The sequence below is a fragment of the Kribbella sp. NPDC050820 genome (genome assembly GCF_040653975.1).
Classification (GTDB): domain Bacteria; phylum Actinomycetota; class Actinomycetes; order Propionibacteriales; family Kribbellaceae; genus Kribbella.
Window position 1 is genome coordinate 1 of sequence record NZ_JBFAHB010000074.1, and the last position, 20,725, is coordinate 20,725.

Annotated in this window: 20 protein-coding genes; 11 read left to right on the forward strand and 9 right to left on the reverse strand. The window is 69.4% G+C overall.

Going from position 1 to position 20,725, the window contains the following annotated elements:
* Positions 1 to 146: 146 nt before the first annotated feature.
* Positions 147 to 650, reverse strand: a complete 504-nt coding sequence (locus AB0H36_RS39120; RefSeq protein ID WP_360535514.1) for a MarR family transcriptional regulator — start codon at positions 648 to 650, stop codon at positions 147 to 149.
* Between the two features lie 98 nt (positions 651 to 748).
* Here AB0H36_RS39120 and AB0H36_RS39125 point away from each other — a divergent pair, with 98 nt between their 5' ends.
* The 7 genes from AB0H36_RS39125 to rpe all read left to right on the forward strand — a co-directional run bounded on the left by AB0H36_RS39125 (position 749) and on the right by rpe (position 7,037).
* Positions 749 to 1,663 (forward strand): ABC transporter ATP-binding protein, encoded by a 915-nt coding sequence (locus tag AB0H36_RS39125; protein ID WP_360535515.1) that lies wholly within the window; start codon positions 749 to 751, stop codon positions 1,661 to 1,663.
* Positions 1,660 to 3,258: an ABC transporter permease gene (locus AB0H36_RS39130; protein ID WP_360535516.1), complete on the forward strand. Its 1,599-nt coding sequence runs from the start codon at positions 1,660 to 1,662 to the stop codon at positions 3,256 to 3,258. Before AB0H36_RS39125 ends, AB0H36_RS39130 begins: the two co-directional genes overlap by 4 nt.
* Before the next feature lie 85 nt (positions 3,259 to 3,343).
* The gene (locus AB0H36_RS39135; RefSeq protein WP_360535518.1) at positions 3,344 to 3,724 is read left to right on the forward strand and encodes a PPOX class F420-dependent oxidoreductase; all 381 of its coding nucleotides are present in this window, start codon (positions 3,344 to 3,346) and stop codon (positions 3,722 to 3,724) included.
* The gene (gene cbiE / locus AB0H36_RS39140; RefSeq protein WP_360535520.1) at positions 3,717 to 4,904 is read left to right on the forward strand and encodes a precorrin-6y C5,15-methyltransferase (decarboxylating) subunit CbiE; all 1,188 of its coding nucleotides are present in this window, start codon (positions 3,717 to 3,719) and stop codon (positions 4,902 to 4,904) included. Before AB0H36_RS39135 ends, cbiE begins: the two co-directional genes overlap by 8 nt.
* Positions 4,901 to 5,641 (forward strand): precorrin-4 C(11)-methyltransferase, encoded by a 741-nt coding sequence (gene cobM, locus AB0H36_RS39145; RefSeq protein ID WP_360535522.1) that lies wholly within the window; start codon positions 4,901 to 4,903, stop codon positions 5,639 to 5,641. Before cbiE ends, cobM begins: the two co-directional genes overlap by 4 nt.
* A complete protein-coding gene (locus AB0H36_RS39150; protein ID WP_360535524.1) occupies positions 5,638 to 6,369 on the forward strand; it encodes a cobalt-precorrin-6A reductase in 732 nt (243 codons plus the stop codon). Before cobM ends, AB0H36_RS39150 begins: the two co-directional genes overlap by 4 nt.
* 5 nt (positions 6,370 to 6,374) lie before the next feature.
* Positions 6,375 to 7,037, forward strand: a complete 663-nt coding sequence (gene rpe, locus AB0H36_RS39155; protein ID WP_360535526.1) for a ribulose-phosphate 3-epimerase — start codon at positions 6,375 to 6,377, stop codon at positions 7,035 to 7,037.
* Here rpe and AB0H36_RS39160 read toward each other — a convergent pair.
* Positions 7,005 to 8,219 (reverse strand): MFS transporter, encoded by a 1,215-nt coding sequence (locus AB0H36_RS39160; RefSeq protein ID WP_360535528.1) that lies wholly within the window; start codon positions 8,217 to 8,219, stop codon positions 7,005 to 7,007. The genes rpe and AB0H36_RS39160 overlap by 33 nt on opposite strands.
* A gap of 54 nt (positions 8,220 to 8,273) precedes the next feature.
* Here AB0H36_RS39160 and AB0H36_RS39165 point away from each other — a divergent pair, with 54 nt between their 5' ends.
* The gene (locus AB0H36_RS39165; protein ID WP_360535530.1) at positions 8,274 to 9,065 is read left to right on the forward strand and encodes an HAD-IIA family hydrolase; all 792 of its coding nucleotides are present in this window, start codon (positions 8,274 to 8,276) and stop codon (positions 9,063 to 9,065) included.
* Here AB0H36_RS39165 and AB0H36_RS39170 read toward each other — a convergent pair.
* The 5 genes from AB0H36_RS39170 to AB0H36_RS39190 all read right to left on the reverse strand — a co-directional run bounded on the left by AB0H36_RS39170 (position 9,062) and on the right by AB0H36_RS39190 (position 13,788).
* Positions 9,062 to 9,781 carry a polysaccharide deacetylase family protein gene (locus AB0H36_RS39170; RefSeq protein ID WP_360535532.1) on the reverse strand — a complete coding sequence of 240 codons (720 nt, stop codon included), beginning with the start codon at positions 9,779 to 9,781 and terminating at the stop codon, positions 9,062 to 9,064. The genes AB0H36_RS39165 and AB0H36_RS39170 overlap by 4 nt on opposite strands.
* A 144-nt stretch (positions 9,782 to 9,925) precedes the next feature.
* Positions 9,926 to 10,666: an amino acid ABC transporter ATP-binding protein gene (locus AB0H36_RS39175; protein ID WP_360535534.1), complete on the reverse strand. Its 741-nt coding sequence runs from the start codon at positions 10,664 to 10,666 to the stop codon at positions 9,926 to 9,928.
* Complete coding sequence (locus AB0H36_RS39180; RefSeq protein WP_360535536.1) at positions 10,650 to 11,417, reverse strand: amino acid ABC transporter permease; 768 nt, start codon at positions 11,415 to 11,417, stop codon at positions 10,650 to 10,652. The genes AB0H36_RS39175 and AB0H36_RS39180 overlap by 17 nt, the downstream gene beginning before the upstream one ends.
* Positions 11,417 to 12,325, reverse strand: a complete 909-nt coding sequence (locus tag AB0H36_RS39185) for an ABC transporter substrate-binding protein (RefSeq protein ID WP_360535538.1) — start codon at positions 12,323 to 12,325, stop codon at positions 11,417 to 11,419. Before AB0H36_RS39185 ends, AB0H36_RS39180 begins: the two co-directional genes overlap by 1 nt.
* A gap of 626 nt (positions 12,326 to 12,951) precedes the next feature.
* Positions 12,952 to 13,788: a hypothetical protein gene (locus AB0H36_RS39190; RefSeq protein WP_360535540.1), complete on the reverse strand. Its 837-nt coding sequence runs from the start codon at positions 13,786 to 13,788 to the stop codon at positions 12,952 to 12,954.
* Between the two features lie 185 nt (positions 13,789 to 13,973).
* Between AB0H36_RS39190 and AB0H36_RS39195 the strand changes: the two genes are divergently transcribed.
* Positions 13,974 to 16,031, forward strand: coding sequence for a VWA domain-containing protein (locus tag AB0H36_RS39195; protein ID WP_360535541.1), 2,058 nt, complete (start codon positions 13,974 to 13,976; stop codon positions 16,029 to 16,031).
* A 563-nt stretch (positions 16,032 to 16,594) separates the two neighbouring features.
* Here AB0H36_RS39195 and AB0H36_RS39200 read toward each other — a convergent pair.
* Positions 16,595 to 17,275 (reverse strand): hypothetical protein, encoded by a 681-nt coding sequence (locus tag AB0H36_RS39200; protein ID WP_360535543.1) that lies wholly within the window; start codon positions 17,273 to 17,275, stop codon positions 16,595 to 16,597.
* Between the two features lie 37 nt (positions 17,276 to 17,312).
* Between AB0H36_RS39200 and AB0H36_RS39205 the strand changes: the two genes are divergently transcribed.
* Positions 17,313 to 17,825, forward strand: a complete 513-nt coding sequence (locus AB0H36_RS39205; protein ID WP_360535545.1) for a CGNR zinc finger domain-containing protein — start codon at positions 17,313 to 17,315, stop codon at positions 17,823 to 17,825.
* Positions 17,826 to 17,981: 156 nt separating this feature from the next.
* On the opposite strand, the gene AB0H36_RS39210 is transcribed toward AB0H36_RS39205, so the two are convergent.
* Positions 17,982 to 19,364, reverse strand: a complete 1,383-nt coding sequence (locus AB0H36_RS39210; protein ID WP_360535547.1) for a protein kinase — start codon at positions 19,362 to 19,364, stop codon at positions 17,982 to 17,984.
* 160 nt (positions 19,365 to 19,524) lie between these two features.
* Between AB0H36_RS39210 and AB0H36_RS39215 the strand changes: the two genes are divergently transcribed.
* Complete coding sequence (locus AB0H36_RS39215) at positions 19,525 to 20,670, forward strand: MFS transporter (RefSeq protein WP_360535549.1); 1,146 nt, start codon at positions 19,525 to 19,527, stop codon at positions 20,668 to 20,670.
* Positions 20,671 to 20,725: the final 55 nt, after the last annotated feature.

Consider the following 20,725-nt stretch of genomic DNA (forward strand, 5'->3'; position numbering starts at 1 on the left):
CCGCTGTACCCCCCCCCCGGCCGGCGCGATGCCTTAAGTTTTGGAAAACGTGGTGTTTTAGTTCGTACCGGAAGGGTTGCCCTGTTAATTGTGACCAGATGTCCGAGGTCCCCACGTGGTGTCCGAGGTACGGCGTGACGCGATGGCTAGGCGCCGTACTCGGCGTTTAGTTCGGCGTCTAGTTCGGCTTTGCGTTTTACCCAGCGTTCGCTGAGGCCTTTGACTTCTGCGCCGATGAAGTCGATGAAGGCGAGGGAGACGCGGATGCGGCGGTGGGCGGAGGTGCCTTCGCCGGCGGCGTCGAGGACCTTCTGGAGGGAGGCGGCCCAGCGGACCAGGGCCTGGTCCTCGCTCATCATGGTCTGGTACCAGGCGTCGTCCTGGACGACGTAGACGTCGCGGCGGCTGCCGGGTTCGCGTTCGCGGTTGGCGAGGCGGAGCTGCAGCAGGTAGTTGACCGCGCCCGAGACCGCGGCCGGGCTCGCCTGCAGCTGGTCGGACAGCTCGGCTGCGGTCATCCGCCCGTCCTCGCTGGACAGGATGGCGGCGAACACACGCGCGGCCATCCGCGGCCAGCCCGTGTCGGCCAGCAGGTTGCCGAACTGCTCGGCGTACCGCCGGACGGCTTCGTCGTCTCGTTGTGCGCTCACCGCCCCATCATCCCCTCTGTGGTGACCGAACCACCGATCGTGTGAGAACCGTGTTAGTAAGATTCACAATCTTCTGAATGAAGTGTACGTTATGAATCATGACATCAGCCATCGTGGTCTCAGGACTGCACAAGTCGTACGGGAGTACGCACGCCCTCGACGGTCTCGACCTGGAGGTCAGGACCGGTGAGGTGCACGGATTCCTCGGCCCGAACGGCGCCGGGAAGTCCACCACTATCCGGGTGCTGCTCGGGCTGCTGCGCGGTGATGCCGGCGATGTCTCGCTGCTCGGCGGCGACCCGTGGCACGACGCGGCGAAGCTGCATCGCCGGCTCGCCTACGTCCCGGGTGACGTGAACCTCTGGCCGAACCTGACCGGCGGCGAGGTGATCGACCTGCTCGGCCGGCTGCGCGGCGGGCTGGACGCGAAGAAGCGGGACGACCTGCTGCGCCGGTTCGACCTCGACCCCACGAAGAAGGGCCGCACCTACTCCAAGGGCAACCGGCAGAAGGTCGCCCTGGTCGCCGCGCTGTCCAGTGACGTCGAGCTGCTGATCCTGGACGAGCCGACGTCCGGACTGGACCCATTGATGGAGGAGGTGTTCCGGCAGTGCATCGAGGAGGAGCGCCAGCGCGACCGCACCGTGCTGCTGTCGAGCCACATCCTGTCCGAGGTCGAGGCCCTGTGTGACCGGATCAGCATCATCCGCCGCGGCAAGGTGGTGGAGACCGGCACGCTGGCCGACCTGCGTCATCTCACCCGTACGTCGATCCACGCCGAGCTGGCCGGGTCGCCGAACGGCCTGGCGTCGCTGCCCGGCGTCCACGACCTCGATGTCGAGGGCAACCGGGTCCGGTGCGAGGTGGACACCGCCCAGCTGGACGCGGTGATGCGGCAGCTGTCCGCGAGCGGGATCAAGAGCCTGGTCGCGCAGCCGCCGACGCTGGAGGAGCTGTTCCTGCGGCACTACGAGGACGAGGTCGAGGCCGAGCCGATGGCGGCGGTCCGATGACCGACTTCGTCGGGACCGGGACCCTGGTGCGGCTCGCGCTGCGGCGGGACCGGATCCTCATCCCGGTGTGGATCGTGGTGTTCGTCTCGATGGCGGCCGGGTCGGCGCAGGCCTCGATCGACCTCTACCCGGACGTCAACTCCCGCATCGAGGCGGCCCGTACGTCGAACGCGTCGCCGGCCCTGGTGTCGCTCTACGGCCGCATCTTCGACGAGAGCTCGCTCGGCGAGCTGTCCCTGTTCAAGCTGACCGCGTTCGGCGCCGCCCTGGTCGGGTTGCTGGCCGCGATCCTCGTCGTACGACACACCCGGACCGAGGAGGAGACGGGCCGGCTGGAGCTGCTCAGTGCGGGTGTCCTTGGCCGGTACGCCGCTCTGACCGCAGCGCTGATCGTGTCGGCGGCGACCGTCGTACTGCTGGGCCTGCTGACCGCCCTGTCGCTGATCGGCGTCGGACTGCCCGCCGCAGGCTCGTTCGCCTTTGGACTGCAGTGGGCTGGAGCCGGGCTGGCCTTCGCTGGCGTCGCTGCGGTGACTGCTCAGCTCACCGAGGGCGCTCGGGCTGCGAACGGGTTCACCGCTGTCGTCCTGGGCGTGGCCTACGTACTGCGGGCGATCGGTGACTCGTCCGCCGACGGCAGGTCCGAGTGGGTCTCGTGGCTGTCACCGATCGGCTGGTCCCAGCAGGTCCGCGCGTACGCCGGCGACCGGTACGCCGTACTGCTGCTGCCGCTCGTGTTCCTCGTCGTGCTCGTGCTCGCTGCGATGACGCTGATCCGCCGACGTGATGTCGGTGCGGGTCTCGTGCGACCACGGCCGGGGCCTGCTACCGCGTCGGCGTCACTGCGGTCGCCGCTCGCGCTCGCCTGGCGTCTGCACCGAGGCTCCTTGTACGGCTGGGGTGCTGCGTTCCTGCTGCTCGGACTGCTGGTCGGCAACATCGCCAGCAACGTCGACGGCTTCGTGACCAGTGAGAGCGCCAAGGAGATGGTGTCGAAGCTTGGTGGCGTCGAGGGCATCACCGACGCGTTCCTGTCGACCGAGATGGGCATGGTCGGGCTGTTGGCCTCCGCCTTCGGCATCCAGGCCGCGCTGCGGCTGCGCTCTGAGGAGACTGCGCTCCGGGCCGAGCCGCTGCTCGCGACCGGAGTCACACGGGCGCAGTGGCTGGGCAGTCATGTGCTGATGGCGCTGTTCGGCACCGCTGCGCTGATTCTGGTCGCCGGGCTGGGCTCTGGCATCTCCAGTGGGGCTTCGCTCGGCAACATGGGCCGTCAGGTGCCGCGCATGCTCGCGGCCGCGGCTGTACAGTTGCCCGCGATCTGGCTGGTCACCGCGCTGGTCGTCGTACTGTTCGGCTTGGCTCCGAAGCTGGTCACGGGGGCCTGGGTGCTGTTCGGCATCTTCCTGCTGATCGGGCAGTTCGGCGCCCTGTTCGACCTGCCGCAGGCGGTGATGAACCTCAGCCCCTACGGCCACACCCCGCGGCTGCCGGGCGGTCACTTCTCCGTCACACCGGTCATCTGGTTGACGGCGATCGCCGCAGCTCTGACAGCGACCGGCCTGGCCACATTCCGCCGCCGCGATATCGGGTAAGGAGACGTGCGCCGGTCTGAGGGGTCCGGCGCCAACGGCCCGCCCGGCTGGTTGCCGGGCGGGTCGGTCTGTCTACGATCTCGGAGTGCCTTGGAGTGACGGACTTGTCGAGTTCTGGACCGAGCGGCATCTGTGTGTGCTGAGCACCGTCCGTGCGGACGGAACAGTGCACTCGACGCCGGTCGGTGCCACGTTGGACGTCGAGGGCGGACTGGTGCGGGTGATCTGCTCCGGTACGTCGCACAAGGCCCGGACGATCCGCAAGGCCGGCTCGGCCGCCGTCTCGGTCACCCAGGTCGACGGACGGCGGTGGTCGTCGCTGGAGGGTCGCGCGGTCGTCAGCGACGACCCGGAGCGCGTGGCGGACGCCGTACGGCGGTATGCGAAGCGCTACCGTGAGCCGCGGCCCAACCCGCGCCGGGTGGTCATCGAGATCACCGTGACGAAGGTGCTGGGCAATGCCTGAGCCGGTGACAGTCGTGGGGATCGGTGCGGACGGCTGGGACGGGCTGTCACCCGCTGCACAGAGCGCGGTCCTGGCGGCCGACGTACTGATGGGCAGCACGCGGCAACTGGCTCTGGTGCCTGGCGACGGTTTCGAGCGGGTCGCATGGCCCTCGCCGCTGTCCGAAGCGCTGCCCAGGCTGCTGTCGGAGTACCAAGGCCGGCAGGTCTGTGTGCTGGCGAGTGGGGATCCAACGTTCCACGGCATCGGTACGACGCTGGCCCGGCTGCTCGGCGCGGACGCCGTACGGGTGATCCCACATCCGTCGAGCGTGTCGCTGGCCTGTGCACGTCTCGGCTGGCCGCAGGACCAGGTACAGGTGATCAGTCTGGTCAACCAGCCCGTCGAGCGGCTCCATCCACACCTTCAGCCGGGGAGGCGTCTGCTGATCCTCAGCCGGGACGCTCAGACCCCCGCGCAGGTGGCCGGACTGCTCGCCGAGCGCGGCTACGCCTCCAGCACCTACACAGTCCTCGAACAGCTGGGCGGACCGACCGAGCGCATCCGCTCCGAGCTGTCCGGCGACGTCGATGCGCTCAACGTGATCGCCGTACGCTGCCAGGCGGACGCCGGCGCTCCACTGCTCTCGACGGTGCCCGGACTGCCCGACGACGCTTACGAGAGCGACGGCCAGCTCACCAAGCGGGAGGTCCGCGCGGTCACGCTCTCCCGGCTCGCGCCGGTGCCCGGCCAGTTGCTGTGGGACGTCGGCGGCGGCGCGGGCAGCATCGCGATCGAGTGGTCCCGCCACCACCCCACCTGCCGTGCGATCGCGATCGAACGCGACCCGGACCGAGCCAAGCGCCTGGAGCGGAACGCGGTGTCACTCGGCGCCTCGGTCGCGGTCGTGCTGGGCAAGGCACCCGACGCATTGAATGGCTTGGAGACCCCCGACGCGATCTTCATCGGCGGCGGAGCGACCGCGGCCGGGATGGTCGAGGCCTGCTGGAAAGCCCTCGCCCCCGGCGGCCGGCTCGTACTGAACGGCGTGACGCTCGAGACCGAGACCCTGATCGCCCGCTGGTACGGCGACCTCGGCGGCGACCTGATCCGGTTGGATGTCCAACGCGCCTCGGCGGTCGGAACCATGACCGGCTGGCGTCCCGCCATGCCCGTGACGATCTGGAGCGTGACCAAGTGAGGGTGCACTTCATCGGCGCAGGTCCCGGCGCCGCCGACCTGATCACCGTCCGCGGCCGCGACCTGATCGCGTCCGCCCCGGTCTGCCTGTACGCCGGCGCGCTCGTCCCGGTCGAGCTCCTCGACCACTGCCCACCCGGCGCCCGCAAGGTCGACACCGCCAACCTGACCCTCGACGAGATCATCGGCGAGCTCGCCGCCGCGCACGCCGACGGACTCGACGTCGCCCGGCTGCACTCCGGCGACCCGTCGGTGTTCAGCGCGATGGCCGAGCAGATGCGCCGCCTCGACGACCTCGGCATCCCGTACGACGTGACGCCCGGCGTCCCCGCCTACGCGGCAGCCGCGGCCACCCTCGGCCGGGAGCTGACCGTCCCCGAGGTCGGCCAGACAGTCATACTCACCCGGATCGCGGGCCGGGCGTCGGCCATGCCGCCGGGGGAGGACCTGGCCACGCTCGGCGCGAGCCGGGCCACGCTCGTGCTTCACCTCGCCGTCCAGGTCATCGACCGCGTGGTCGAGGAGCTCACCCCTGCGTACGGCGCCGACTGCCCGGTCGCTGTGGTCGCGCGGGCCTCCCGCGACGACGAGGTCGTACTGCGCGGCACGCTCGCCACCATCGCGGACCAGGTGCGGGCCGCGGACATCCGCCGTACCGCGGTGATCATCGTGGGGAAGGTCTTGTCAGCGACCGCTTTCCGCGACAGCCACCTGTACTCGACCGCCCGGGCTCGATGAAAGTTCTCCTGCTCGGCGGCACCGGCGAGGCCCGCTCGCTCGCGCAGGCGCTGTCTGGCGCTGGGGTTGACGTCGTCTCCTCGCTGGCCGGACGCACCACCGACGCACGGCTGCCTGTCGGCGCGGTCCGGCAGGGCGGCTTCGGCGGTGTTGACGGCTTGACCGACTGGCTGCGGGACAACGCGGTCGGTGCTGTGGTCGACGCGACCCATCCGTTCGCAGCCACCATGACCGAGCATGCCGCCGCCGCTGCGCATCAGCTCGACCTCCCGCTCCTCGTCCTCCGCCGCCCGGGCTGGACCGCGGCCGAGGGCGACGTCTGGCACTGGGTCGACTCACCCGACGCCGCCGCGCGCCTGCTGCCCGACATCGGCTCGCGTGCCTTCCTCACCATCGGCCGCCAGGGCATTCACGCCTTCGCGGGCGCCGGTGTCTGGATGCTCGCCCGGTGCGTCGATCCGCCGGAGCCGATGCCGACCTGGTGCGAGCTGATCCTCGACCGCGGCCCGTACGACGTCCCCGGTGAGCTGACCGTCCTGCGGGAGCACGAGATCGACGTACTGGTGACCAAGGACAGCGGCGGCCCACAGACCTCGGCGAAGCTGGTGGCCGCTCGGCAGCTCGGCGTAGCGGTGATCGTGATCCGGCGCCCGCCGCTGCCCGCAGGCGTCCAGGTGGTCGAGACGACGACCGAGGTCCTGGCCTGGGTCGAGGCTCACGTAGATTGACGCCCATGGGGATTCAGATCGCGCCGAGCATCCTGTCCGCCGACTTCGCCCGGCTGGCCGACGAGGCGCGCGCGGTGTCGAACGCCGACTGGCTGCACGTCGACGTGATGGACAACCACTTCGTGCCGAACCTCACCCTCGGCATGCCGGTGGTCGAGTCCCTGGCGAAGGCGACCGACACCCCGCTCGACTGCCACCTGATGATCGAGGACCCGGACCGCTGGGCGCCCGGGTACGTCGAGGCCGGCGCCTCGAGCGTCACCTTCCACATCGAGGCGTGCCGCGCGCCGATCCGCACCGCGCGGGAGATCCGGGCCAAGGGCGCCCGGGCCGCGATGGCGCTCAAGCCGGCCACCCCGATCGAGCCGTACGAGGACCTGCTGCCCGAGCTCGACATGATCCTGATCATGACCGTCGAGCCCGGGTTCGGCGGGCAGAAGTTCCTCGACGTCTGCGTGCCGAAGATCCGCCGGACCCGCCAACTGCTCGACAAGCACGGCCTCGACCTGTGGGTGCAGATCGACGGCGGTGTCTCGGTGGACACCATCGAGCGCTGCGCCGACGCGGGCGCCGATGTCTTCGTGGCCGGCTCGGCCGTGTACGCGGCCGACAACCCGAACGCGATGGTCGACCAGCTACGCACCCTCGCTGCGGACGCCGCCGGCTGACACGTCCTCGGCGGCTTGCTCCGGCGGGATCCGGAGCAACAATACGAACGACGCCGCGGCCAGCACGGCGGCGAACAACCACACGTAGCGGACCCCATAGCTCTCGACGATCGCCCCGGCCACCGCCGAACCGATCGCGGCGCCGCCCATGGCCGCACTGCCCATCCAGCCGAAGACCTCGGTCCGCACGGTGTCCGGGGTGAGCGCGCCGAGCCGCTCGTACAACGCACCGATCGCCGGAGCGAGTGTCAGCCCCGACAACGTCAGCGCGATCCCCAACGACACCGGTGACCGGGTTGCGAACACGCACAGCAGCATCCCGACCGTGACCAAAGCCGCTCTTCGCCACAGATACGACGTACGGCGGCCGGGCAACGCACCCGCGATGGCGCCGCCGACGAGACTGCCGAACGCCCAGACGGCCTCCAGGATCCCGGCGATCAGCCGCTGACCGTGCTCGTCCGCGAACGCGACGATGCCCAGTGAGATGCCGTTGAACGCCATCACCCACAGGCCGAAGGAGAGGATGAGCGGCAGGCGGTAGCGGTGCCAGAGCAACTGCCGCGCGGTCAGCCGTGGCCCGTTCGCCTCGTCGTGATGGATCGCCGCCGGTTGCTGCAGCGCGTACCACCAGATGAAGGCTGCGGACATCGCGGCCGCGAGCAGCACACCGAGCCGCGGACTCGCCACACTCACAGCCGTTGCCCCGAGCATCGGGCCGACGATGAACAACAACTCCTGTGCGGTGGCGTCCACGGCGTACGCCGTCCGTAGCGCGGGACCGCGGACCACGCGCGGCCAGGCAGCACGCAGCGTCTGCATGACGGGCGGCACCAGCGAGCCGGCGAGGAAGGTCAGCACAGGCATGAGCCGGTAGAGCCCGTCCGGTAGAGCTGCCAACGCGGCCAGCGCCACGCTCCAGGACATGCCGGTGACAAGGAGCACGCCGCGCGCGCCGCGGCGGTCGGCTGTCCTGGCCCACAGCGGTCCTGCGATCGCCATCCCGATCGAGTAGGCCGCTGCGACGACACCGGCCCAGCGGAACGATCCGCTCAGGTCCTTGGCCAGGAACGCGACCGGCACCATCGTGGCCAGCACCGGGAGCCGCGCCAGCAGCGACGCGGCCAGCAGCGCCATCACGCCGCGGGTGCGCCACAACTCGCGGTACCCGGAAAGCTCCATGGCCGCATTCTCACTCCGCCCACCGACAATTTTGCGAGCACTACGATGGGGGCCATGTCAGAGCACAAGCCCGTGGAGAGCTGGCTGACGGACATGGACGGCGTCCTCGTGCACGAGGAGCGCGCCATCCCCGGGGCGAGTGAGTTCATCGCCGCGCTGCAGAAGTCCGGGAGAAAGTTCCTGGTGCTGACCAACAACTCGATCTTCACACCGCGCGACCTGCGCGCCCGACTGCTTGCCGGTGGCATCGATGTCCCGGAGACCGCGATCTGGACCAGCGCGCTCGCGACCGCGCAGTTCCTCGACGACCAGCGTCCCGGTGGGACGGCGTACGTGATCGGTGAAGCCGGCCTGACCACGGCGCTGCACGAGATCGGCTACGTGCTGACCGACCGGGCGCCGGACTACGTCGTGCTGGGGGAGACCCGCACGTACTCGTTCGAGGCGATCACGAAGGCGATCCGGCTGATCTCCGACGGCGCCCGGTTCCTCGCCACCAACCCGGACCCGACCGGCCCCTCGACCGAGGGACCGTTGCCCGCGACCGGCTCGGTGGCTGCGCTGATCACGCGGGCGACCGGCGTCGCGCCGTACTTCGTCGGCAAGCCGAACCCACTGATGATGCGCAGCGCGCTGAACCAGATCGAGGCGCACTCAGAGCTTTCGGTCATGATCGGCGACCGGATGGACACCGACGTGATCAGTGGCCTCGAAGCCGGCCTCCGCACCGTTCTCGTCCTGTCCGGCTCCACCGGTGAACACGAGGTCGACCGCTTCCCCTACCGCCCGACCCGCATCGTCGAGTCCATCGCCGACGTCGTACCCCTGGTGGAAGCGCTGGCCTAGCAGGTCACCGTGCGGAAGCCGTAGCCCTGGGCCTTGAGGGCCTTCAGGATGGTGGGCAGCGCGGCCACCGTCTGTGTACGGTTGCCGCCGCCGTCGTGCATCAGGACGACCGAGCCGTTCTGGACGCCGGACAGCACGTGCTTCACGATCGCCGCCGTACCGGGTTTGGTCCAGTCGCGTGAGTCGACGGTCCACACGACCAGCTGCTTGTTATAGGCCTTGGCGCGTTGGGTGACCTGGCTGCTGATCCCGCCGTACGGCGGCCGGAGGCAGCCCGGCACCTGGCCGGTCTGGGCACGGATCGCCTGGTCCGTGTCCGCGACCTGCTTCTTGAACGCGGTCGCGGACAGGTGCCGGAGATCTGCGTGCGTCCAGGTGTGGTTCTGCACGCTGTGGCCGGCGTCGTGGATCCGCTTGGTCAGCGCCGGGTGCTTCACCACGTTGCGGCCGACCTCGAAGAACGTCGCCTTGGCGTCATACTGCGCCAGGATGTCCAGGATCTTGGGGGTGTAGACGGGGTCTGGGCCGTCGTCGAAGGTCAGAACGACGTACTTCGCCGGCTTCGCGGCTGCTGCTGCCGATGGTGGTGGAGCTGGGCTGGGCTGGGGGTTGCTGGGCGTGCGTGCTGCCGCGACCACGACAGTGCCGATGACTGCGCTGACAGCCATCATCATCGCCAGACCGACCAAGCGGTTGCCGGCGCGTGTCAAAGCCATGTGTCCCCCAGGGCGGTGGCGGTCATCACTTCCCGTCCACTTTCGGTGCGATCCACCGAAAACCCGGCAGGGCACGCCGCTGCCGCGTCAACAATCCCCGGATACCGGACGCTGCGCGATGACCCGGTTCGTCGCGCCAGGGGCTCAGAGCACCTGGGACAGGAACTGCCGCAGCCGGGGCGACTCCGCCGCGGTGAAGATCTCCTCCGGTACGCCGGACTCCACCACGACCCCGTGGTCCATGAACGCGACCTGGTCCGCGACCTCGCGGGCGAACCCCATCTCGTGCGTGACGACGACCATAGTCATGCCGGCCTGAGCGAGATCCGCCATCAGGCCGAGCACACCCTTCACCAGCTCGGGGTCCAGCGCCGACGTCGCCTCGTCGAACAACATCACCTCGGGCTTCATCGCCAGCGCCCGCGCGATCGCGACCCGCTGCTGTTGCCCACCGGACAGGGTGCCCGGCCGCGCCGGAGCCTTGTTGGCCAGGCCGACGAGCTCGAGCTGCTCCAGCGCCGCTGCCTGCGCCTCCTCCGGTCCGAGCTTCTTGATCTTGCGCAGCGGCAGCGTGATGTTCTCGAGCACGGTCTTGTGCGGGAACAGGTTGAAGTGCTGGAACACCATCCCGATCCGCCGCCGCAGCTCGTCCGGGTTGCCCGTCAGCACCGACTCACCGGCCAGCCGGACATCCCCGGCGTCCGGTTCGAGCAGCCGGTTGACCGCCCGCAGCAACGTCGACTTGCCGGACCCGGACGGCCCGATGACACACGCCGTACGCCCAGCCGGTACGGCGAGGTCGACGCCGCGCAGCACCTTGTTGCTGCCGAACGCCAGCTCGACGCCCTCGACCTCGAGGCTGGCCGCCTCAACGGTGGTCTGCATGGGCGAGCTCCTTCCGTACGACGGTGTCCGTACTGCTCTCGTCCGACGGCCGGCCCTCACGCAGGCGCTTGTCGAAGTAGTTCACCAGGTGGGTCAGCGGCACCGTGATCACCAGGTAGAAGATGCCGGCCAGCAGCAACGGCGACAGGTTGCCGTTGGTCGCGGCCGCGTCCTGGCCGATCCGGAACAGCTCCCGCTGGCTGGCGAGCAGGCCGAGGAAGTAGACCAGGCTCGACTCCTTCACCAGCGCGATGAACTGGTTCACGAGCGCCGGCAGCACTCGCCGTACCCCTTGCGGAATGACCACCAGGCGCATGCCGGAGGTGTAGCTGAAGCCGAGCGCCCGGGCCGCCTCGAGCTGGCCCTTCTCCACGCTCTGGATGCCGGACCGGAAGATCTCGCCGATGTAGGCGGCGGCGATCAGGGACAGGGCGAGGATGCCGAGCGGGTACGGGTTCGGGCCCCACCAGTGCCGGGTGATCGGCGACAGGCCCTGCCCGATCAGCAGGATGGTCAGGATTGCCGGTAGGCCGCGGAAGATGTCGGTGTAGATCTTCGCCGGCCAGCGCAGCCAGCGCCTGCGGGACAGGGCGAGGACCGCCACGACCATGCCGAGCAGGGTGCCCAGCACGACCGAGGCGGCCGCCAGAATCAGGGTGTTGACCAGCCCCACCTTGAGCATCTCGGGCAGGACTTCCTTCATCGACCCCCAGTCGAGGAAGGTGTCGTTCAGCGTGGACCAGATGTCCATCAGCCGGCTGCGGGGCTGCTGCTGGCCGCGGGCGTGCTGCCGGCCGCGGGCGTGTTTCCGGCCGCCGGCGTGCTGAACTTGACGGTGCCGCTGCCCGGCTTGAAGTTCGCCGGTACGGCGCGACCCGGGTAGTACTGCTCGACCAGCTTCGTCCAGGTGCCGTCGGCGATCACCTCGTCGAGCGCCTTGTTCAGCGCTTCGCGCAGCTTGTCGTTGTTCTTGGCCACCGCGAACGCCATCGGCGCGTCACTCAGCTCCTTGGCAGCCAGGATCACCGTGCCGCCGCCCTGCTCCTTGGCCATCTTCTCGCCGATCTCGGCCGGCGAGACCCACGCGTCCGCCGTACCGGCCTTGAGCTGGCCGAGCGCGGCGTTGTAGTTCGGCACCCGGACCGGGTTCAGGTTCTTCTGGGTGGCGTAGTCGTCCTGGACGGTTCCCTGGACGACCACCACGCGCTTGCCCTGGAGCTGGTCGAACGTGCTGATGCCGGAGTCCTTGGTGGTGTTCAGCCCGAGGTAGCCGAAGTCGTACCCATTGCTGAAGGCAACCGTCTTCTTGCGCGCCTCCGTGACCGTGATGGACGAGCTGCCGAGGTCGAACTGGCCGCCGTTCACCTGCGACAGCAGCGCGGAGAAGTCGGTGCCGACGAACTCCGGCTTCAGGTTCAGCTTCGCCGCCACCGCGGTGATCAGGTCGTTGTCGAACCCGGTGAACTTGCCGTCCTTCACGTACACGTTCGGCGGCGCGTCCGTCAGTGTGCCGATCCGCAGCGTCCCGCCGTCGATCAGCCCCAGGTCGTCACCGGCCGCGGCCGAGTCGCCATCGCTGCCGCAGGCAACCATCGAGAACGCCAGGGTGACCGCGGCTCCCACCGCAACGATCCGCCGAAAGCCGCTGAACGCGCGCACAACATCTCCTCAGAACGTCGAAAGCAGGCCCAACCGCCCGCCCCCGAACCCAACACCACCCCCACTTCCGCCATTCCACCCCGACACCCACTGAGACACCCCCACAATGTCCACCCACCCCGTGCTATATCGACCGCGAAATCCCTTGTATTGACGCCAATCCAAGTGACCCCGACCACACGCCGCCCCTCCGGCGTGGCACGAATCACCCCATGACCCGCTCTATTGCGCCGTGGAGAAAAGCGTCACGCCTCGGTGAATCGACCGCTCCGATGTCGGTGCGAGTGTTGAGAGCCGCAACCGCGGCCTGCTCGAAGCCAGCCTCCTCAAACGCGGCGTACACAACTGCGGCGTGCTCACCCGCCGAGGCTCACCCGCGGAGGCTCAACCACGAAGGCCCAACCCACGAAGGCCCAACCCACGAAGGCCCAACCCACGAAGGCCCAACCCACGAAGGCCCAACCCACGGCGTCCTCGGCCGCGTGCCAACCCGCGGTGTGCTCAGCGATACGTGCTCAACCGGGGCGCGCTGAAGGCCGACGTGCTGAACCGGGCGTGCCCGAGGAAGGCGTGCTCAACTGCGTGCCCAACTCCGGCGTGCTCGGAGTGGTCGGCCGTGGTTGGGCTCAGCCGTGGTGGTGATCGTAGTGGGCGAGGGCGTCGGCGGTGCGGCCGGTGCCGTATGCCAGCAGCAATTCGGCCAGCGCGGGCGAGTCACCCGCGATCGCCGCCGCCGCCCGCTGGATCTCGTCCGCCGAAGCAACAGCCCGCAACAGATCCTGGATCTCACGTACGACGGCCCGCGCCGACGGCTCTCCCACCGCCGACACCGCCGGCGCCGCCACGGAATGCCCCGCCTGAGGTTGCACCCCGATACCCAACGTCGGCGGAGTGGCGAACGCCGCGCCAGCCGCAGACCCCGCCCCGGCCTGCCCGCCCGCACCACCTACACCGGCTATCTGCCCGGCCGCACCACCTGCCTGCCCGCCTGCACCACCCGCACCGGCTACCTGCCCGGCTGCACCGCCCGCACCGGCGACCTGCGAGCCCGGACCAGCGACCTGGCCGGCTGCGCCAGCGACCTCCCCGGTCGCACGACCCGCCTCCCCGGGCGCACCGGTCCCTGCCCTCGGCAGGTGGGCCGTGTCTGAGCGCGTGAAGGCACCGGTGGTACCGCGGATCGCGTCGAGCTCAGCCGCGATGTCGTATTCCGCGACCTCCCCGATCAGCGCCAGGTGGGCAAGGTCGTCGAGCGCCTTGAGTCGCGAGACCACGGCCGGGTTGCCGATCTTCACCCGCTGCGCGCTCATCAGCTGCGACAGCATCGGCGCGGACATCCCGATCACCTGCGCGACGCCGCCTTGCGTCAGCCCGAGCGGCCCGACCACCCGACGGACGAGCTCGCCGAGCGGCTCGCCGTACAGCTCGGTCTGCTGCTGCAGGTTGTGCGCTGTCTGATCCATGCCTGTGATCCCTCCAGCCGCCGCTCGGTAGCGACTGCAAACCATCTTCGCAGTTGCGAACACAGATTTCCAGTCGATCCCACCGGCTGTGGATAGCCTCAGCTCAGGGCTGGTCGAAAATGAGCTTGACATTTGCGATTGCAAACTGCGAGTGTTTGCGGCAGCGAATCTCACTGGAGGAAACGATGACGGCTCTGCAGCGACACCGCCGCCCCGCGGTGTGGGCGATCCTCGCCATCACGCTGACCGCCCTACTGGCCGGCCTGACGACCGGATCTGCGTACGCCGACCCGGAGCCGGGCAACAGCAAGCTGGTCCTGGTGCTCGACTCGTCCGGCTCGATGAAGGAGCCGGCCGGCGACGGTCAGACCAAGATCGTCGCCGCACGTACGGCTCTCGGTCGCGTGGTGACCAAGCTCCCGGCGGAGGCCGAGGTTGGCCTGCGGGTGTACGGCGCGACGGTCTTCAAGCGCAGCCAGCCCGGCGCGTGCACGGACACCCAGCTGACGGTGCCAATCGGGACGAACAACCGGCCGCAACTGCAGGCCGCGATCGCGAAGTACAAGCCGTACGGCGAGACCCCGATCGGCTACGCGCTGCAGGAAGCCGCCAAGGACCTCGGTCCGGACGGCCGGCGCACGATCGTGCTTGTCTCCGACGGTGAGGCGACCTGTGCGCCGGATCCGTGCGAGGTGGCGCGGTCGATCGCCAAGCAGGGCATCGACCTGAAGATCGACGTCGTCGGCTTCCGTGTCGGCGGAAAGGCCCGCAGCCAGCTGCAGTGCGTCGCCCGTGAGGGACGCGGTGACTACTACGACGCCGATTCCACGATCGACCTCGAGGCCGGTCTGGACCGCCTGTCCACCCGTGCGTTCCGCCCGTTCCGCATCTCCGGTACGCCGATCGTCGGCGGCCCGCAGCAGGAAGGCGCTCCGGTGGTTGCCCCAGGCCACTACTCGGACACGTTCGGCGGCGACGAGACCGCCAAGTACTACCTGATCAAGCGCAGCATCAAGGGCTCGACCTTGCGAGCCGGAGTGAGCTTCCGGCGCATCCCCGGCGAAGAGCTGGTGATCCAGGCGGAGGTGAAGCTCAAGACCCTTGGCGGCGACCAGTGCGGCTGGAGCTACCCGCGGGTGTTCGGCAGCGACCAGGGCCTGGCGACCGGCACTGCCTCGACTTGGTCGGACTGGCAGGAGGAGTGTGCGGATTCCGACCAGATGGTGCTGACCGTCTCTCCGGGCAAGGACTACCGCGAGCTCAAGGGTGTGCCGTTCGAGCTGCGGGTCGACGAGGAGCCGCCGGTGACCTCGACGACGAACCTGCCCGACGAGGCCGGCGATCCGGTGTGGACCCAGATGCCCGGCTCGACTCCGCGCGAGATCATCCCCGGATCGAGCTTCCCGGACGCTCCGTTGCTCGAGGCTGGCAGCTACAAGACGACGATCATGCCGGGTGAGCTTCAGCTGTACCGCGTGAAGGCCGACTGGGGTCAGCGGATCCAGGCCCAGTTCACGGTGCCCAAGCTCGGCGCGGCGACCAGTAAGGCGCTGGGTGGCATTCGCTACCTGGACACGGCGCTGATCTCCCCGATCGGCGAGGACGTGTACTCCGTGTTCGCGAAGAACGTGCCGGGTGGAGCGGGCAAGCGCGGGGTGCTGTCGAAGGAGGGCGTGGTCCAGGCGCTCACCACCAAGGAGATCCGCTACCTGAACCGCAACGGCGCCAACAACCAGGACACCGGCACTTCGATGCCCGGCGAGTACTACGTCGCCGTCTCCCTGACCCGCAAGGACAACGGCCGAGCCTTCACCGTCCCGCTCACCCTGACCGTCGGAGTGGTCGGCACACCGGGCACAGGCAAACCCGAGTACGTAGATGGCGCGACCCCGGTGGCCGGGACCTCAGTCACCCCCACACCCACCGCCACCGGCACCGAATCCGGCAACACCCCTCAGGCCGGCGGTCCCACCCAAGGCAAGGCGCCCACCACCGACACCACCCCGGTAGCCCTGATCGCCGGCCTCTCCGGCGGCGGCGCAGTCCTCCTCGTAGTTGGAGCTCTAGCCCTGCTCCGCCTCCGCCGCAAACCAGCCATAGTCCAACCCAGCGCCACCGCTTGGCACCCCGCCTCTCAGCAGTACCCCAACCAAGCCAGCCACCCCAACCAGGGCGGCCACCCAAGCCAGGGCAGCCACCCCAACCAGGGCGGCCAACCACCGTCCCAGCCGCCGTACAACTAACCACCCCACCAGAGCCCGGGCCCAAAGCCCGGGCTCTGTCCACGTCAGCCCCGCCCACTCCTCACCGCCAGCCGCCATCGATCGCCCACAACCCGAGCATGAAGTGATCCCGCGGCATCTCCCCGCAGCAACCAACCCCACCGACCGACCAGCCGACCGACCCAGCTTCCACCGCCTGCTCGTGGCGATCGGCTCGCGTCTCACCTGCCGGTGATCACAGGCCGCCTCGCCAGTCGTACGACGAATCCGCCGGTCGAACGGCTGGCCGACTCAGCTTCCGTCGCCCGTCTCCTGGCGATCATCACGCGTCGACCGCCGTACAACCGACCCCGTCGTCCGGGCTGTCGGCCGATCTGGCTTACATCACTCGTGCCCCCGGGATCGCAGCCCGGCTTACCAGTCGTGCGACCTCCTGCCGGTCGAATAGCCGGCCGACTCAGGTCCCGTCGCCCGAAGCGCTGGCGACCACAGTCCGGTGTCAGTAGTCGCGCGGCCAAGCCCGCCGGTCGGACGGTTGGTCGAGCGGGAGTCGAGGCTTGTCGTGCTTGCTCGGGGTGGTGGGGTTAGCTGTCGGGGTGGAGCCAGGGGATTCGGAGTTTTTGGGCGGCTGGGCGGAAGGTTTGGGTTAGGTCGGCGCGTTCGGGGTCGTCCTGGGGGAGATCTTCGGCGAGGGTGGCTTGGGCGGCGACTGTTTGGGGGCGGGCGCCGAGGGCGGCGCGTAGGTGGAGGGATCGGCGGAGCATGGCGATTCGTTCGGTGGGCTCCTTGAGATGTGCGAGGTGCCGGATGATGTACGACTCGAGGTAGCAGTCGTTGGTTTTCGTTGCGATGTCTAGGGCTGTCCCGTAGCGCCGGAGGGCGCCGTCCGGGTCGTCGTCGATGTTGTCCAGCAGGACGCCCCAGTGGTACTCGGCCCAACCTCGCTGCTTCTCGTTGCCGGTCTCGACCGCTGCGCGGTAGCCGGCCTCGGCCACGGCGCGGTCGTCGGCGCGCGGGTGGTGGCGGAACAGCAGGCGGCTGTAGGCCATTCGTGCCGTGAGCAATTGTGCTGTCGGTGATGCGGGATCGAGTGCCGCGACTGCTTTCTCGGCCTCCTCATGGTGCTCGATCTGGAAGAACCAGCGGTCTACGGCGATCTCGGCGCGCAGTTCGGGATCGGCGTCCGGGCCCAAGGTGGCGAGGGCGGCATCCCACTCGCCGAGCAGGTGCAGGCGCCGGGCGATGTAGGTGTCATCGGCTAGCATGACGCCTACCATAAGAATCGGTGATGTAGGTGGTCAAGTGTCTTACGGTGACTACATCGGGAACGTGACGCGGCTGGCTGTCGAGCTGGCCAACACGGGCACGCTCGATCAGGACGGCGAACTGGTGGCTGCGTTCTTCGCAGAGCACGAGATCACGCCGCCGCCGGACGGCGAGTACGGCGAACTGCCTGAGCTCGTGCGGACGGCGCTGGCGCAGTCTGTCGATGGTGGCGCTCCCGATGCCGTGCATCGCTTGCTGCGTGAGTACCCGCCGGACATGCACTTGTCCGATCACGACGGTGGCTGGCACGTGCACTTCAGTCGCAACGGCACTCCGGCCAGGCGCTGGGTCGGTCAGTTGGTTGCCGCCAAGCTCGCCTTGGTTGCTGCGGGGGATCCGTCGGTGACGCTCGGGCGGTGCGCGGCGGCGGAGTGCGGCAACTACTTCGTGGATCAGTCACGGAACCGGACACGGCGGTTTTGCTCCAACCCGTGTGCGAGTCGGACGACGGTCGCGGCGTACCGGGCTCGGGCGGCGAAGGAGTCCTAGCAGGTCTGCTCTGGAGTCGCAGGGGCTGCTCTGGAGTCGCCGACAGGTTGATCGCGCGGCCAAGGCTGGGCTAGGGCCGCGGCCACGCTGAGGATCGTCACCTGCCTGGCGGGACGTGAGCTGCGGGCGGTGCTGAGTGCGTGCCGGGTCTGTGGGTTAGCTCAGGAGGAGCCAGGCGGCGGTGGCTAGGAGTGCTAGTCCGCCTGTGAGGCTCAGTGAGGCGAGCCAGACCAGTGGGCGGTTTCGGGGGCGAGTGCCTTGCGTTGGGGTGACAGTGGGCGAGGCGGGGGTGCTGGGCGCGGTGGCGGTTGCTGGCGAGGCGGGCGTGCCGGGGGATGTGGAGGTGCTGTGCGGGGCGGGGGAGCCGTGCGGGGCGGGGGAGCTGGGGGATGCGGGGGTGCTGTGCGGGGCGGTGGTGGTGGAGCTGGAGACGGTGGGGGAGCTGGAGGTAGTGGGGGATGGGGCTGCGGGGTCCGGGGGGTGGCTTTGGGTGGAAGTGGGTCTGGCGGGGTTGGGGTTGGTGGTGGCTGCGGACGCGGTTGGTGTGGGTGCGGCGGTGGGGTGGGGGGACGGTGGTGAGGTGAGGTGTATGGCGGCCGTGTGAGTCGGTGCTGCCGGCTGATGGTCGGTGTTGGTTGGGGATGGGGTTGCGGGTGAGGGGGTGCCGGCGGGCGCTGAGGGCTTGGGCGCGGGGCCGGTGGGGGTCCAGGGGGGTGGGAGGGGTGGGAGTTGGTCGAAGACTTCGGGGGAGTCGGGGTGGGTGGACCAGGGGGTGGTGTTGGTGGGTGGGAGGGCGCCGGACTCGGCCAGGAGGCGGCCGGCGGCGTGGGCTGTGGTGGGGCGGCGGGTGGGGTCGGGCGCCGTACTGCGGTGGATGAAGTCGGCGAGGGGGCCTTCGACGGGTGGGAGTTTGCCGTCGGTGCCGGGGCGTTCGCCGGTGAGGAGCTCGGCGGCGACGGCGCCGACTGTGTAGAGGTCCTGGCGGGGGTCGGGGTCGGCGCCGGCGAGTTGTTCGGGGGCGAGGTAGCCGGGGGTGCCGAGGATCGTGCTGTGCCGGGTCATGCGTGGTTCGTCGAGCAGGCCGGCGATGCCGAAGTCGGACAGGCGCAGGTGCGGGCGGCCCTTGCCGGTGGCGTCGAGCAGGAGGTTGGCGGGCTTGAGGTCGCGGTGTACGACGCCGGCCGCGTGTACTGCGGACAGGCCGTGCAGGAGTTGGTCGAGCAGTACGGCGACGTACGACGTCGGCAGCGGGCCGTGGTCGCCGAGCAGAGTGGCTACCGAGCCGCCGCGGACGAGGTCCATCGCGAACACGACCTTGTCGTCGTCGGCGGCCCAGCCGTGCGGTGCCACCACGTGTGGGTGGTCGATGCGCAGCGACTGTTCCCGGACGAACCGCAGCAGTGTGGCTGCGTCGTGCTGGCCGAGCACCTTAGCTGCCACGTACGCCGATCGTCGCAGGTCCCACGCCCGCCAGACCGAGCCCATTCCACCGGTCCCGATCAGGTCGATCAGCCGGTATCGCCCCGCAAACGCCTCCACCGGCAAGAACCTACCGCCCCACCAGTCGACCCATCGACCGTGCTCGAGGACGCATGCAGGCGGGGTAAACGGGAGGCGGGGGTGGGGGTGGGGTGGTGGAATGGGGTGAGTGAGGGACTCCAGGGTTGTGGCCGCACCGGGGGTGGGGGTTCGGCGGGTTGTGGCGGCGTTGGCTGTCACGACGACGGTGGGGTACGGGGTGCTCACGTACGCGTTCAGCGTGTTGCTGGGGCCGATGTCGCGGGAGTTGGGGATCTCGACGACGACCGCGGTGGGGGCGTCGACGGTGGCGGTGCTGGTGACCGGGGTGATGTCGATTCCGGTGGGGCGGTGGCTGGACGCCCGGGGTGGGCGCGCGTTGATGACGGCCGGGTCGGTGCTGGCGGCGGTCGCCGTACTGGGGTGGTCGCAGGTCCAGAACGCAGTCCAGTTGTACGGCGTCTTCGTGGGGATCGGGATCGCGTCGGCGATGGTGCTCTACCCGCCTGCGTTCGCGGTGGTGGTTGCCGTGGCGAGGCCGGAGTCGCGGACCAAGGCGATCCTCACGATCACGCTGGTCGGTGGGCTGGCGAGCTCGATCTTCATCCCGTTGACCGGGTGGCTGGAGCACGCGCGTGGGTGGCGGGGAGCGTTGGTCGTCCTTGCTGGCCTGGTGGCTGTGATCGCGATTCCGCTGCATGCGTTCGCGGTACGGCGGAGCACGCCGCGGATCGCGCCGGGACAGCCGAAGGGATCGCCGCGGCGGGTGCTCAAGGACGCCGGGTTCTGGGTGCTCGCCGGCTCCTTCGTCGTACACAGTGCGGCCTTGGCCGTGATCTCGGTCCACCTCGTGCTGTACCTGATCAGCCTCGGCCACCGACCGGCGACAGCGGCGACGCTCGCCGGGTTGCTGGGGCTGTTGTCGGTGACCGGACGGATCGTCGCCAGTGTCTCGGCGCGGTGGTTGCCAATGGCCACCATCACGGCCTGCGTCCTGACCGTACAGGGCGTGGCCATCTCGTTGCTGCCGGTAGTGGGTCAGCAGATCGCCGGGGCGGTCGTCTGCCTGACGCTGTTCGGGCTCGGGTTCGGGGTGTCGTCGATCGCGACGCCGGCGATCCTGCTGGACCGGTACGGCGCCGACGGGTTCGGCACCATCTCCGGGATCCTGACCACGCCGGTCACGATCGCGAAGGCGGTCGGGCCGCTGGGTGGCGCGGCGCTGGCCGAGGCGTTAGGGTACCGGCCGCTCATCCTGACCGTCGCGGCGGCCTGTCTGACCGCCGCGGCCGGGCTCGCCATCACGCAGCGGATGCCCAGGATGTGACCTGGGTCCTGGCCGCCTGGACCAGTGGTGGCACACTTGAAGTACGAGTGAACCC

Coding starts and splice junctions, on each gene's coding strand:
- AB0H36_RS39125 (WP_360535515.1), top strand. CDS start 749: ATGACATCAGCCATCGTGGTCTCAGGACTGCACAAGTCGTACGGGAGT.
- AB0H36_RS39130 (WP_360535516.1), top strand. CDS start 1,660: ATGACCGACTTCGTCGGGACCGGGACCCTGGTGCGGCTCGCGCTGCGG.
- cbiE (WP_360535520.1), top strand. CDS start 3,717: ATGCCTGAGCCGGTGACAGTCGTGGGGATCGGTGCGGACGGCTGGGAC.
- AB0H36_RS39150 (WP_360535524.1), top strand. CDS start 5,638: ATGAAAGTTCTCCTGCTCGGCGGCACCGGCGAGGCCCGCTCGCTCGCG.
- rpe (WP_360535526.1), top strand. CDS start 6,375: ATGGGGATTCAGATCGCGCCGAGCATCCTGTCCGCCGACTTCGCCCGG.
- AB0H36_RS39160 (WP_360535528.1), bottom strand. CDS start 8,219: ATGGAGCTTTCCGGGTACCGCGAGTTGTGGCGCACCCGCGGCGTGATG.
- AB0H36_RS39165 (WP_360535530.1), top strand. CDS start 8,274: ATGTCAGAGCACAAGCCCGTGGAGAGCTGGCTGACGGACATGGACGGC.
- AB0H36_RS39170 (WP_360535532.1), bottom strand. CDS start 9,781: ATGGCTTTGACACGCGCCGGCAACCGCTTGGTCGGTCTGGCGATGATG.
- AB0H36_RS39175 (WP_360535534.1), bottom strand. CDS start 10,666: ATGCAGACCACCGTTGAGGCGGCCAGCCTCGAGGTCGAGGGCGTCGAG.
- AB0H36_RS39180 (WP_360535536.1), bottom strand. CDS start 11,417: ATGGACATCTGGTCCACGCTGAACGACACCTTCCTCGACTGGGGGTCG.
- AB0H36_RS39190 (WP_360535540.1), bottom strand. CDS start 13,788: ATGGATCAGACAGCGCACAACCTGCAGCAGCAGACCGAGCTGTACGGC.
- AB0H36_RS39195 (WP_360535541.1), top strand. CDS start 13,974: ATGACGGCTCTGCAGCGACACCGCCGCCCCGCGGTGTGGGCGATCCTC.
- AB0H36_RS39200 (WP_360535543.1), bottom strand. CDS start 17,275: ATGCTAGCCGATGACACCTACATCGCCCGGCGCCTGCACCTGCTCGGC.